The sequence below is a fragment of the Paenibacillus etheri genome (assembly GCF_001012825.1).
Classification (GTDB): domain Bacteria; phylum Bacillota; class Bacilli; order Paenibacillales; family Paenibacillaceae; genus Paenibacillus_AQ; species Paenibacillus_AQ etheri.
The window spans coordinates 93,254-106,146 of sequence record NZ_LCZJ02000043.1 but is presented as its reverse complement, the minus strand read 5'-3'; the positions used below and the strand labels follow the sequence as shown (position 1 = coordinate 106,146).

8 protein-coding genes, 1 tRNA gene and 2 pseudogenes are annotated in these 12,893 nt (G+C 43.7%); 4 read left to right on the top strand and 7 right to left on the bottom strand.

Translation table 11 applies throughout. From position 1 onward, the window contains the following. Window positions 1-45 precede the first annotated feature (45 nt). The 3 genes and pseudogenes from UQ64_RS26830 to UQ64_RS32445 form a co-directional block, all read left to right on the top strand. Window positions 46-786: a response regulator transcription factor gene (locus tag UQ64_RS26830; RefSeq protein WP_060626525.1), complete on the top strand. Its 741-nt coding sequence runs from the start codon at window positions 46-48 to the stop codon at window positions 784-786. Then, on the top strand, window positions 764-2,176 hold the full coding sequence (locus UQ64_RS26825) for a sensor histidine kinase (protein ID WP_082651340.1): 1,413 nt from the start codon (window positions 764-766) through the stop codon (window positions 2,174-2,176). The genes UQ64_RS26830 and UQ64_RS26825 overlap by 23 nt, the downstream gene beginning before the upstream one ends. 234 nt (window positions 2,177-2,410) lie before the next feature. Then, window positions 2,411-2,542: pseudogene (locus UQ64_RS32445) on the top strand (hypothiocyanous acid reductase MerA); the annotation flags it as partial. Here UQ64_RS32445 and UQ64_RS26820 read toward each other — a convergent pair. The 4 genes and pseudogenes from UQ64_RS26820 to UQ64_RS26805 all read right to left on the bottom strand — a co-directional run. Then, window positions 2,533-3,033 (bottom strand): annotated as a pseudogene (locus UQ64_RS26820) (MATE family efflux transporter); the annotation flags it as partial. The pseudogenes UQ64_RS32445 and UQ64_RS26820 sit on opposite strands and share 10 nt — an antisense overlap. A 120-nt stretch (window positions 3,034-3,153) precedes the next feature. Then, a tRNA-Leu gene (locus UQ64_RS26815) sits at window positions 3,154-3,237 on the bottom strand. Window positions 3,238-3,375: 138 nt separating this feature from the next. Next, window positions 3,376-7,677: a bifunctional 2',3'-cyclic-nucleotide 2'-phosphodiesterase/3'-nucleotidase gene (locus UQ64_RS26810; RefSeq protein WP_060626524.1), complete on the bottom strand. Its 4,302-nt coding sequence runs from the start codon at window positions 7,675-7,677 to the stop codon at window positions 3,376-3,378. 262 nt (window positions 7,678-7,939) lie between these two features. Continuing rightward, on the bottom strand, window positions 7,940-8,317 hold the full coding sequence (locus UQ64_RS26805) for a hypothetical protein (RefSeq protein WP_060626523.1): 378 nt from the start codon (window positions 8,315-8,317) through the stop codon (window positions 7,940-7,942). A 281-nt stretch (window positions 8,318-8,598) separates the two neighbouring features. Between UQ64_RS26805 and UQ64_RS26800 the strand changes: the two genes are divergently transcribed. Beyond that, on the top strand, window positions 8,599-9,012 hold the full coding sequence (locus UQ64_RS26800) for an LSm family protein (protein WP_060626522.1): 414 nt from the start codon (window positions 8,599-8,601) through the stop codon (window positions 9,010-9,012). 36 nt (window positions 9,013-9,048) lie between these two features. Here the strand turns inward: UQ64_RS26800 and UQ64_RS26795 are convergent, their stop codons facing one another. The 3 genes from UQ64_RS26795 to dcuC form a co-directional block, all read right to left on the bottom strand. Beyond that, window positions 9,049-9,963 carry a polysaccharide deacetylase family protein gene (locus tag UQ64_RS26795; RefSeq protein WP_060626521.1) on the bottom strand — a complete coding sequence of 305 codons (915 nt, stop codon included), beginning with the start codon at window positions 9,961-9,963 and terminating at the stop codon, window positions 9,049-9,051. Further along, on the bottom strand, window positions 9,935-11,257 hold the full coding sequence (locus UQ64_RS26790) for an MFS transporter (protein WP_060626520.1): 1,323 nt from the start codon (window positions 11,255-11,257) through the stop codon (window positions 9,935-9,937). Before UQ64_RS26790 ends, UQ64_RS26795 begins: the two co-directional genes overlap by 29 nt. 189 nt (window positions 11,258-11,446) lie before the next feature. Then, complete coding sequence (gene dcuC / locus UQ64_RS26785; RefSeq protein WP_060626519.1) at window positions 11,447-12,862, bottom strand: C4-dicarboxylate transporter DcuC; 1,416 nt, start codon at window positions 12,860-12,862, stop codon at window positions 11,447-11,449. Window positions 12,863-12,893 lie beyond the last annotated feature (31 nt).

Here is a 12,893-nt window from a genome sequence, read left to right as displayed (position 1 = left end):
CTGCGGATTGATATAATTACAGAAGAATAATCTGGAGGTAACGAAATGAATACCAACTATCTCATTGCCGTAGTAGACGATGATCAACATATACGTAATCTTGTAGAGGCTTATTTACAAAAAGAAAACTACCGCACAATCGGCCTTGGCAGCGCTGAGGAAGCATGGACCTTATGGCAGACAAGCCCGCCGGATATGTGGGTGCTCGACGTAATGTTGCCCGGCATGGACGGGTACGAGTTCTGTCGGCGCATTCGCAATGAAGCCGAGGTACCGATTATTATGATCTCTGCAAGAGATAATGAAGTGGATAAAATATTAGGCTTAGAGCTTGGCAGTGATGATTATCTAGTCAAGCCATTCAGCCCTCGGGAGCTAGTAGCTCGCATTAAACGCCAGCTACAACGGTGGTATAAAATGAGTAATCCAGTGGAGCCCTCAAGTAGCAACCCCCACACACTGACGCATATTGAAATCAGCCACTTACAGTTATTACTGGAAGAAAGACGTGTGTTCTGGCATGGGAAGGAAATTGAACTCACCAGTAAAGAATTCACCCTTCTAAAAGTATTCGCAGCTTCTCCCAACCGCGCATTTACAAGAGATGAGCTGTTAACCCATGTGTGGGGAGATGACTATTTCGGGAGCGACCGTGCCGTGGACCATTTAATTAAACGGATGCGAAAAAAGCTAGATCTTCTGCCGATTGAAGCCGTATGGGGACATGGCTATCGTATGCGTATTGAGGAGGGAGTGGAGATCGATGAAGCTAGCACATCAGATTAATTTAGCCTTTAGTATCGCCTTAGTACTACTCCTGTCAATTACTGCTGTTGTGATCCACTTTGTGCTACTCAATCATTTTGTCGGAACACAAAAGGCGGAATTACGAACCATTAGTTCCGCCATGTCAGCCACTATGATTCAGGGTACCGCATACACGGGAAATATCGAAACTGAGCTCCATGCGCTGCCCGCGATCATGCCTTCTTCTGTAGGTATTGCAAGCGTTGAGGCCATTCTTAGTGATGAGACTGGAAAAGTACTGTCCACCTCATCAAATATGAGTTCAATCGCGGTAAATTCCAATACGCAGTTTGTCGCTGGTCAAACCTCTGACCTCCAGAATATTTGGAATGGAACAGATGCAAGATATATAACAGAAGTGAAGGCTACGCCAGCAGGGACGCTAACGCTGCTTACACCTATGAGCGCAGTAACAAGCATTGAACAAGCTCTATTCAAAAGACTACTAATCGTTTTCGGTGCAGCAGGCGCATTTATGCTCCTATTCGGCCTGTTTATCACGAAAAAGCTAATCCAACCTCTAATGAAGCTGCAGCAAGAGCTGAAAAAGGTAAAGGAACGCCACTTCTCAGAGGTTAAACTGATCAAAGCTGGTGGAGAGATTGGCGCCGTTGCTCAATCGGTATATGACATGGCTGGTGAATTGAATCGATTTAATCACGTACAGAAGCAATTTTTTCAGAATGCCTCACACGAATTAAAGACCCCACTAATGTCTATCTCTGGTTATGCTGAAGGGATTAAGGATGGCATTTTCGAAGGGGAAGGCATCGATAAAGGTCTGGATATTATTATGAGTGAGAGTAGTCGTCTGAAAAAGCTTGTTACAGAAATGACCCTGCTTGCGAAGCTTGATAGTGAGGAAGATATATTTAGAACTAGCGAGATTTCTCTGGACGACTTAGTCGTAGAAACGATTGAACGGATGAACCCTCTTTTGATAAAAAAAGGGCTAACTCTACGTGTGTCCTACGACGATGGCGAACCACTTACGATCCGTGCCGACAGAGATAAGCTGTTACAGGCACTGCTTAATGTAGTTTCCAATGCAACTCGTTATGCAAAACAGCATATCTATATTCATGCTACAGTCAAAAACGGGCGTGTCATGCTAGCGGTTAGCGATGATGGTCCTGGCATTTCAGAAGACCTACTTCCCTACCTGTTCCACCGATTTGTAAAAGGAAAAGATGGCGAATCCGGACTAGGACTAGCCATATCCCGTGCGATCGTCGAGCGCTCCGGAGGTCTGATTACAGCGGGGAACCGTAAGGATGGCGGTGCAGTGATCACCATGGGATTCCCTACACTCTCTCTACCTAGACAGTCTCATAGCAACCCGAGTCGATCTTCATTCAAGCCAATCTAATGGAGCACGATAAACTGGTAGGCATGACACAGCAGGTGGCTGAGAAGTTTGGTAAAATAGATATTTGGGTCAATAATGCACATGCATCAAGAGATTTCCTTTATAGGAGATCTCTTTTTTGTCTTCAAATCTCTTTATCATTCGTTTAATGGCCTTCGGATTTAGGGTAATAATAAAGTAACATGCTATTTACCGAATAATTTAACACATCCTGTATGACCCGGAGGTATTACAATGGACAAATTCGACGCCATTATTATTGGTTTCGGTAAAGGTGGAAAGACCCTCGCCACAGAACTAGCTAATCGAAAATGGAAAGTAGCCGTGATTGAACGATCTAAGGAAATGTACGGTGGAACTTGCATAATTAGCGATAGCGCAAGCGAGGCTCTCGTCCTTCCGATTCCCCGAAGAGCACCACACACTGCCTCCACAACTGCTATACCAAGATAGGAGATACAGCTCCCAATCAAATAGGTTCGGGCGTTGTGCATCACCTCTGGCGCCATAAGGGAAACCGACGAAGTGGCCCCTGCGGTAGCTTTTGATACCATAAGACTATTGCCGCTTCCTTTATACTGCGCTACGACAACCGTACCACCTGTTGATACTGCGATAAATACACTAATGAGAAAAAGATTAAGGGAATCAATCATGTTCACCGCACTGATAGCTGCCACACCGGACGAACTGATCATGGCCGTATTCACTAGATTTAGCCCCACTATAAAGGCCTGATCTACCAGAATAGGGATAAATAAAGCAATCATATGGCGATAATCTAACGATTCTCCTGAAAAATATTTTTCAAGAAATGGCACACTTCGCTTCGTATTGACATTTACATTAGGTTCCATCTTTGCTTCACTTCTTTTACATTAGAGTTATCCAAATTTAAAATATCCCGACAAATAGAAAAAGGCTCTTCAGGTTGAAGAGCGCTTCAAAAGTACAGCTAATTTATATGCACTTAGGTATGCGGTCGAGAGGACTCGAACCTCCACGGGGATTAACCCACACGGACCTGAACCGTGCGCGTCTGCCAATTCCGCCACGACCGCACAAAATATAAAAGAACCATGCAGTGCAGAATTTAAGTTACCATGATTTCACGGAAAGATCAACAACAAATTGAACAAAAAGTGCATCGATGCCCTCTCACCAGGACATCAATGCACTTATTCTACAGAATCATCAAATTATGAAGCTTGTTCAAGCATACGGTAGATAATGACTGCCGCTTGAGCGCGGTTAGCTATGCCCTTAGGTGCAAATTTACCACCCTCAACACCGTTAACAATTCCCAATTGGGTCAGTTGTGCTATAGCGTCCTGTGCGTAAGGAGCAATACTGGACTTGTCTGCAAACTTGCCCAGCGCTGCATTCTTATCAATCGGCTGTAGTTTATCTTTCAATGCATTAGCAATCATAATGGCCATCTCTTCACGAGTCACTTCACGACCCGGTTCAAATTTACCATTTCCAGAGCCTTGTACAAGTCCGGCCTTCACCGCAGCAGCGATAGAATCCGTGTACCAAACTCCTTGTTTAACATCGCTGAATGAACTGTTTGTTGCCGAACCCGTCAGATTCAGTGCGCGTACCAGCATTGTAATAAACTCTGCTCTAGTCACTGTTTTAGTTGGCGCAAAAGTATTTGCATCCAATCCTTTTATAATGCCCTTAGCAGCCAATGCTTGAATAGCTTCTTGCGCCCAAGCTACCTTACCCAGATCTTTGAAGCTTGCTGCTGGGGTAGTAGTTGGAGCTGGTGTTGCTGTTGGTTTCACGGTTGGAGTAGGTGTTGGAGTTACAACGTTAGAACTTCCATCGCCACTGCCTGATCCCGTATCATCCGCCTTCTCTTTGTTTGTAATACGACCTTCAATGACCGCCTTGATCTCTTTGCGATCAAACGTCTTCACAATGTAATCGTAGAATACATCCAAATCAATAGGACCAGCCAGTGAATCACTCGCTTGAGTCAGAACTTTGTAGTTATCTCCACCCGCAGCCATAAAGTTATTCACTACTGCTGTATATTTCTGCGTAGGATTAATTGGTGTTCCGTTAGTCAAAGTAAGATTGGCAACGCGATCTGCTACCGGAAGATACATATTCGCTGTATATTTCAGTCCAGAAATTTGCAGCGTTTTGATATCTGCCTTTCCGTCAGCTTTCACATTCCATTGCTGTTGCAGCAACGTTTTGATCTGGTCTCCTGTCAGTGTCAGCTTCACAAGCGTATTGCCGAATGGCTGAACTTTGGCAAGGTCTCCGAAGGTTACAGGGCCCTTTGGAAGATCCGCACGAATACCACCTGGATTCATAAAGGCAAAATCAGCAGCCTTTGCACCATCGCCGAAATCAGCAGTGCGCATAGCGTCAGCAATCAGGTTGCCAAGCGCAGCCTCTTTAGTGTAAGCATCCGTACGAGTAATATTTCCGTCAGTTGTACCTACTGGTTGGGTAAGCTCAGGATGCTTCTCAAGGTAAGCATTAACCAGTGCCACACTTTCCGGATCTGGTGTTACACCGTCATGGAAGGTGGAGGTTACTACAGCAGTTTTACTCTTCACATCACCTGTTTTAGGATCAATGATCAACTTAATATCTTCAAATGCCATGCCGTAAGAGTATGCTTGTACAATCAACTTTCCGTTTACCGTTCCGTTTGCCAGCGCATGGTTATCACCAGCAACGATAACGTCAACCGGGGAATCCGCAGGAAGCGCTTTGGCCAGATCAGCAGCTTCACCTGTAGTTACGCCATCCTTAGTAGAGGCTGGATCATGCGCAAGCACGATGATCGTCTCTACGTCCTTAGATTGGAGTTCCTTCGCATATTTCTCAACAGCCGCTACTTCCTCTTCAGGAGTGAGGAAATGTACACCAACTGTACCGGAAGGTGCAACTTTGCTTGGTGTAGATTTGGTTACAAGACCTATAAATCCAATTTTGACGCCACCCACTTCTTTGATTACATAAGGATTGATAATCGGTTCGCCGTTTTTGGCATACACCGCATTAGCATTCACATAATCAAAATCAGAACCAGCATGGATAATTTTTTTATCCTTTGGATCAGCACCACCATAAAGCTGTGTCATTAGCGCATCAACACCTTGGTCGAACTCATGGTTACCCAAGGAACCTACATCAAATTTCATCATATTCATCCAAGCATGAGTCGGCTCATCGCGCTCAAGCGAGGATACAGGTGCCGATGCTCCTACGGAGTCACCGTTATGGAAGAGCAAGGAGTTCTCGTACTTTGCACGAGCCTGTTTCAAGTAAGTGGCGAGGTAAGCTGCTGTGCCTACAGACTTATTGCTCACTGTAGAAACTGTGTCTAGTTGACCATGGAAGTCATTGATTCCAATAAGGTGAACTTCAACATCTGCAGTTGGCGCAGGAGTTTTCACACTTAGATCCAGTTCGAAAATTCCAAAGCCTTTATCATTTTGCTGACCCATATCGTATATGTTCGTTGGAAGTACACTTGCTGCTTTAGGCGTTGTAGTGAACGTTACTTTCACACTACCCTTAATAGGTGCCAAGGACCAATTGCCATCAGCAGTAGGATCAATCGTTCCAGCTTCACTGATATAGTCCATCAAGACCTGACGATTCTCATCTTGAGAGTCCACTATCAATTCTGAGCCTTTAACACCCGGGAAGTTACCACCACCGCTTGCACGATAATTGTTAGTGACAACAATGAAATCCTGATCAAGATCTAAAGGCTGATCATTGTAAGTCACGTCCGTTACACGACTCGATGAAGCATCATTAATCGCGCCTTCCGGAGTGTACTTCGCGTTTTTCGTCACATCAATTTTATATTGAATCCCATCGATTACATCAAAGTTAAAGACTTGGAATTTCGGGTTCAACAGAGGCTGTGGAGTCGAGATTCCAAGTTTGATGCGGTTAAATGCACCCGCGCTCATCTCCAGCCATTCTTTTACAACAGAACCCTTAACTTTGATCGCTTTGAGCGTGTTGTCGTATAGATAGAGGTCGCTTGCGCTACGGATAGTCAAGTTGCCTTCATCAATACTAGTGTATTCTTCTGGGCCGTTACGTCCTGCTTTAAATGGAGCGCCGACACTCAGAATCGGCAGGTCCTTATATTGAGGAACATTGACATCAATATACTTCTGAACATACCACTTCTGTGCATACGTTACGAGCTGAACCGTAGGATCATCCTGAACCATTGCAAAATAACTGTTCATTGGAGCCGTTGTAACACCCAGCTTCTGTTCAGTATAAGCAATAGTAGCGTTATGCGCTGCCGCAGCAGCATCATCTACAGCTGGATCAGGTTCGACCGTTGGATAATTCACTTTATTCTCTGTCTTATAGATAGAACGAGTTAAAGCTTTTGAGCTTTTCTTATCTACTTCCCAGCCTTTATCACCGTATACAATATCCAGATCAATTAGACCTAAATAAGCACCGCCGTAGCCAGCTTGTACAGCAGGCGTACCATTAATGTGACCATTCACATTATCGATCACAGCCTTATCGTTATTATAAGGCTTTTTAGTATCCGGATCTTTGAACAAAGCATCCAGTGTGCTGTCATTTCCCGTTGGGAATACTTTATGGGTATGTGAGAATGTGATCGCATCAATACCCGGAACCTTACTTAGCGCATTAATGTCATTCTCGGAACCATCACCTATAACAGCATTAATATCAAAGCCAGTATGAGCCATAGCGACAATAACATCTGCTCCTTCAGCTTTCATTTCTGGAACAAACTTCGCAGCCGTTGCGGCAATATCTTCAACTCTGACTTTGCCCTCCAGATTAACCTTGTCCCACTCCATGATCTGTGGAGTAACCAGGCCGATCAGGCCGACTTGAATCGTTTGTTTCTGACCATTACTGTCTTCTATTGTTTTAGGTATGATAACAAAAGGTTCAAAGGCATTCGTGCCATCTGTTTTATATATGTTCGCATTCACATAATCGAAATTTGCACCAGTAATTGAATTCTCATCGCTACCATTTATAGTACGATCTAAAAATTGCAAACCATAATTGAATTCATGATTGCCAAAAGTCGCAGCATCATATTCCATAACATTCATAGCCGCAATCATCGGATGAATCTCATTCGGATCTTTCAGTTCCGATTTCTTCGCCACGTACGTACCCAGCGGAGTTCCTTGAATCAAGTCACCATTATCAAGCAGGAGGTTGTCGGGTTCTTCAGCTCTCGCTTGTTTCACCAGACTTGCCGTGCGATCAAGACCGACGGTTACAGATGGTGCACCCTTAAAATAATCCCAACCATACACATTAGTGTGCACATCCGTTGTGCTCATCAAACGGAGCTCCACCTTCGCTCCAGAAGCAGGTGCAGCAGCTACTTTATCCGGACTCCAAACCGTACCCAAAACGACCCCGCCTAGCACCTGTGCTGAAAGCACTGCAGTTGCTAATACAGAAGCGAGAGGCTTGTTCCATCGTGTCTTCCATCCCATAAAGATTTATTCCCCCTATCATTTTTACATATTTTCTGTGATATTATATCACACAGACATGACGAAAAAGTATAGAATTGTAAAATTAATATAAAGCTGTGTCAAATATATTTACGTGTGAAGAAAGACCTAGGTCACATTGTATTTTTATTAGATCAAGAGTCTCTAGACATACAAAAAAACACATCATATACAGATGCGTCCCAAGAAAGCGCATACATAAAGTCTAAACGCGTCGAATCTTTATCTGATGATAACTCTCTCAAGATCCACTCATGATGGCAGTAAACCCAAAGCAAATTGCCGTGATTAAAGACAAAGGTGTCATCACAAGTCTTTCTTTTTTACTCTTCGATAATATATTCATTACGGTATTGAGAATTAAATAGACTGAAAAAAAGTAACATACACCTCTATCAAACGGTAATCCAATAGAAATCACATGTCCTGCCTGCAGTAAGTACAAAATTGCAATCAGCTGTATGACAACTGAGATCGCACACGCAACTCTCATCTGTGAGGGCATGATTCTATGTTTCCCACCCATTGCAAATTCACCATAAGGTAATCCTAAAGACAGTAATATGTAAAGAATCGCTGCTCCCGCAAAAGTAATACTCCCAATCCATGCAGATAACATCCTTCCACCCCCATATTAATTGGTATTCGGATTTTATAAGCGGAAGAACATCTATTATAAAGGCGATCACGAGAGATACCTAGGACTGTAGCGTCATTCATTCGATCTATCAGCATCTGTTGCTTTGACTATGAGAAGAAACCTGTGAGATGGATATTTATGTAGAAGCTCTCCTCATCAATTTTTTGGACTTTCTTTTCATATTAATGATGAACCCGCACAAGCAACACCGGAATATCTGAGTAATATAGAATTAAATAGACCAATGAGGTGATCCACAAATGTCAAACAAAGCAAAAATTCGCAAGCGAGCTGAACAGCTCAAGGGTAGACCTGTGTGCGTTACGCTTCATGATGGACGTACGTATGTAGGATGGATAACTGGCCTCGATAAGGATGGATTGACCCTTTCCAAACCACGTAAAAATAAAAACAAAAAATCGAAAAAACACTCTTCTTCCCGCTCCCGGAAAGCGAAAGTATCAGGACTCATGCCGTTATTCGGCTCACTCTTCGGAATGGGAGGTGGAGCTGCGGGGGCTACCGAGGCTGCAAGTTCAGGCGCTTCAGGATTTGGCAGAATTATGGGCTTCGTAGGGATGATCCAAAGAACCATGCCGGTTGTGAAAATGGGCTACAATATGATTAAATCTATTTCCCCATTCTTGAATGGACTGAAGGGTTTAATGGGATAGTCAAAAGACACCCCACAAGGTGTCTTTTATTTTCTCTCATGAACTTATCAAGCGCTTCAAAAGTCTCCCCGCAGATTTTACCCGTGGGCGCTTTAAATGCTTTTGTACATAGCGATAATCCGTCAATTCAACACTAGCATCACGAATCGCATAGGTAAAATCATCATCAAAGGGTAGGCGATATTCCCAGACTCGCTTCTCCCAATGTGGTATATTTGCAAGCATCCATGGATCGTCGATTCCGGGATGAATATAGGTTTCACTAACACCATTAGGTAGCGAATACAGCTTAGCAATAATGGATTGTTTGAAACGATTGTACGTCTCACCCTCCTCCACACCAAAAGGATGCGACAACAAGTAATCAGGAATCGGGACTCCAAGTGTATCGGCCAGCCCGGATCCAAGTGCAACTGGACGTTCAATATTTTTCAGCGATCCCAGAAGAGGATCTTCTGGATGGATGTATCGAAAAAATCGTGACGGCAATCCCCAGCGCGAAATTCTCCACAACGTCTGCGGAAGCAAGCTGCGTCCCGTTTCCATGCCATATAAACTTCCCATGTGATTGTCCACATGACTAATCGTTATTCCAGCTTGTCTCACTCGTTCGTACTGTGCAACAATCTCCTTCAATACAGCTTTCGTGTGTGCCCCTTGCTCGAACTCTTTTACCGTCTTATACTGATGCCCGCTCTCGTCGTGTAGAGAAGAATCCCCAGTCAGACTGCTCCAGCGTAAAGCCTCAAACTCACTAGTCATCGTCAGATGAAGGCCCACATTACGTTGCTGCCTACGGCTGCACCATGCAGCAGCCTCCTCGAATCCAGGGGCCACTGCCATTATCGTCGCTGAAGATACTTTTCCCTCTTCTAATAGATGCATAATCGCCTGATTCATGGCAGGGCTTTGCCCAAAATCATCACAATTGATGATTAATTTTCTGATCATAGTCAGCCTCACCTCTCAATTGCCCCGTAAATGTAAATTTAATAGTAAAAGATATGATAACAGATATGGCTAGTAGACATAACGGTACTACACTTATTAAATACCGGAACGTTGCTTCTGGATCAGACCCTGGGTCATCACCACCCTTATAACCAAAGATCATTCCTACTATAAAAAAGGCCAACGCCGAGATTAATCCGCTTGAACGAGTGATAAATCCGCTTACCGCAGTATAGATACCTTCTCTTCTCAGACCGGTCTTCTCCGCATCCTCATCGATAATTTTGCCACCTACGATAGCTGGAGTTACTAGAAATCCTGCTAATCCGAAACCGACAACAATGCCAGCGGCCACACCACTTACGAGATCATAACCAAACCATAGCGGAATGACTGATAAAGCATATAGGATAAGCGATAGCCGCCATGCCTTGACCCCATCCATCTTACGAATGATCCAGTACCACACAAACACTAGCGGAATGACCGAGACAAAGACAGCTGCGAGCATAATAGACACCTGTGCTTCTGAGATATGTAGTACATATTTTGCATAAAAAGGAATCATCGAGCTTACAAGTCCGTTAACCGTTTGGGCAAAAGAGTTCGAAATATTAAACACCCAGAACTTCCTATTCCGAATCGTCTCCCGAAAAGCCGGAATGAGCTTCAAAGGTTCGGTCTTAGTAGTCTCTTTCTTCTCTTGGACATTCATCATACATAAGAACATAAACACGCCGAAGACACAGGCATACACAATAGCCATATTAGAGAAGTTAACCGCTGCAAAAAGGATAGGCGTTAAAGCCGTACCAATTAACAGAGCAACCACTTGATACCCTTGCTGAATCGCAGAGGCTTTTGCCCGAATACGATCTCCACGGAAGAGCTCCGGAAGCAGTGCACCATAGTTCACCCACAAGACCGTAGCCACAGCCTCATAGAAAATAAGCGTCACTAGAAACCAAGTGAAGAGTCCATTCTCGGATAAACCGCCAGGAGGAGAGAACACCAGCACAAACGCCAGCATAAATAACGGAATCGAGCCGAACACCCAGGGTCTACGCCGACCATAGCGGGTATTTGTGCGGTCTGACCAGTATCCAAACAGCGGATTATTCACCGCATCCCAGATCAGAAAGATTGTTCTGGCCAGTGTAGCAAGTCCAATGCCCAAGCCCAATTTCTCCACATAAAAATAAAAGTAAAAAGAACTAAAAGCCTGACTGGGAACCATCATCGCAAACATCCCTAAAGCAAAGGTGTACGGCGAATTCATCCATTTATGCTTCACTCACATACCTCCAATATGGTAATCGTCTAATTGTAATATATTACCACAATCTCTGGGAGTGTAGGGATAAAAAGTCTAAGAAATAGCGAAAGGGGATGTCCTAATAGCCATGAAAATTGGCTATGGAACATCCCCTTCTGAATACTTAATGGAGCCAGAACAGCAGCTATGCTACGCCGGATATCCTAGTTATAAAAATACGATCATGGACAGGATGAACATAAAGACTACACCCACAAGCATTGGCACAGATGTGCGTTTTACAATCTCAATCGGATTCTTCTTAACGGAGCCAGCAACAATAAGAACAACGGCCGCGACTGGAGAAACTGCTCTAAACAGGTTACCTGCAAGACCCATTGGCACTGTAACTGCAATCGGGTTAATACCCGCAGCGTTAGCAAGAGGAACCAATAAAGGAATCATCGAATAGAAGAGCGCCGTACCGCTACCGCTCAAAATAACGATTAGAGCAGTCAAGGCAACGAGAATGAGTGGAAGAATAAATCCAAGGCTGGAACCGTGAATACCAGTCATCGCTGTTTCCAAGGATTCAATAAGTCCAATTGATTTCAATCCAGTAACGAATACAGAAGCCGCAACCAGCAGAACAACAATTGGAACCGCGCTGCCCATGCCTTTAAAGAAATGCTCTGTACCATCTAACACTTGCTTTGCATTCCTTTTACGGATTAATTCACAAACAATCGCAATAGCGAAAGATAATAAGGCAACTACCTCAACGCTTATATTAATAGTCATACTAGATGCAGATTGAAGTATAAATACTACGATCAAGAACAGGATAGGAAGCACTGGCAACAAAGCGTAAACCGTTGTAAACAGCTTTCCACCTTCCACTAGCTTAACATCCTTTAGTTCAACTTCTGCGTGTTCTGTGTCGACGCCCATCTTTTTATCCATACGTTTTTGCCAGAAATAATGTACAACAGCCATTACTAATAATGTAGGGATGGAGACTAACGCGTGGTAACGGAATACATAATCTGTTACGGTCAAACCTGCATACTCAGCATATTGTGCTAATTCAGTTGCAATTGCCACGTTATCCCCGCCCATTGGCGTTGGTACGATGGTCGCAGATGTAGCAATAATCGCAGCTGCCGATAACGTTGTCATTCCAGCTTTTTTCAAGACAGGGAATAATGTTGCAAGTAAGATTATAGCCAGGTTTGAGGCACTTGGTATAACAAGAGACAACAAATTACCAAGCAAAAAGACCACTGGCACAAGAACATACACCGATTTAACTTTACCCAGTGGTTTCGTTAATACATTGACGGTCACATCATTCGCATTAATATAGGACATGTATGCTGTATATCCACCAAGAATAAGAATGATAAAACCAGCAGAAGTGAGTGAAGATTTAAACTGGTCTGCTATGGCTACCAATGGATCTAACCATACAGCACCCGAAGATTCAAACCCTTTAGCACTAATTCCATTACCCATTACTATTCCAATGAACATTAGAACAATACCAATGAAGAATAGTGTAATCTTAATATCCATCTGCTTTATTAACATATATACAATAATAACAATCGCCAGAATCGCTGAGCCATACATGATTATGTCCATCGCGCTGTCCCCCATTTAGTTGGTATTAGTT

Coding starts and splice junctions, on each gene's coding strand:
- dcuC (WP_060626519.1), bottom strand. CDS start 12,862: ATGGACATAATCATGTATGGCTCAGCGATTCTGGCGATTGTTATTATT.
- UQ64_RS26805 (WP_060626523.1), bottom strand. CDS start 8,317: ATGTTATCTGCATGGATTGGGAGTATTACTTTTGCGGGAGCAGCGATT.
- UQ64_RS26810 (WP_060626524.1), bottom strand. CDS start 7,677: ATGGGATGGAAGACACGATGGAACAAGCCTCTCGCTTCTGTATTAGCA.
- UQ64_RS26830 (WP_060626525.1), top strand. CDS start 46: ATGAATACCAACTATCTCATTGCCGTAGTAGACGATGATCAACATATA.
- UQ64_RS26800 (WP_060626522.1), top strand. CDS start 8,599: ATGTCAAACAAAGCAAAAATTCGCAAGCGAGCTGAACAGCTCAAGGGT.
- UQ64_RS26795 (WP_060626521.1), bottom strand. CDS start 9,963: ATGATCAGAAAATTAATCATCAATTGTGATGATTTTGGGCAAAGCCCT.
- UQ64_RS26825 (WP_082651340.1), top strand. CDS start 764: ATGAAGCTAGCACATCAGATTAATTTAGCCTTTAGTATCGCCTTAGTA.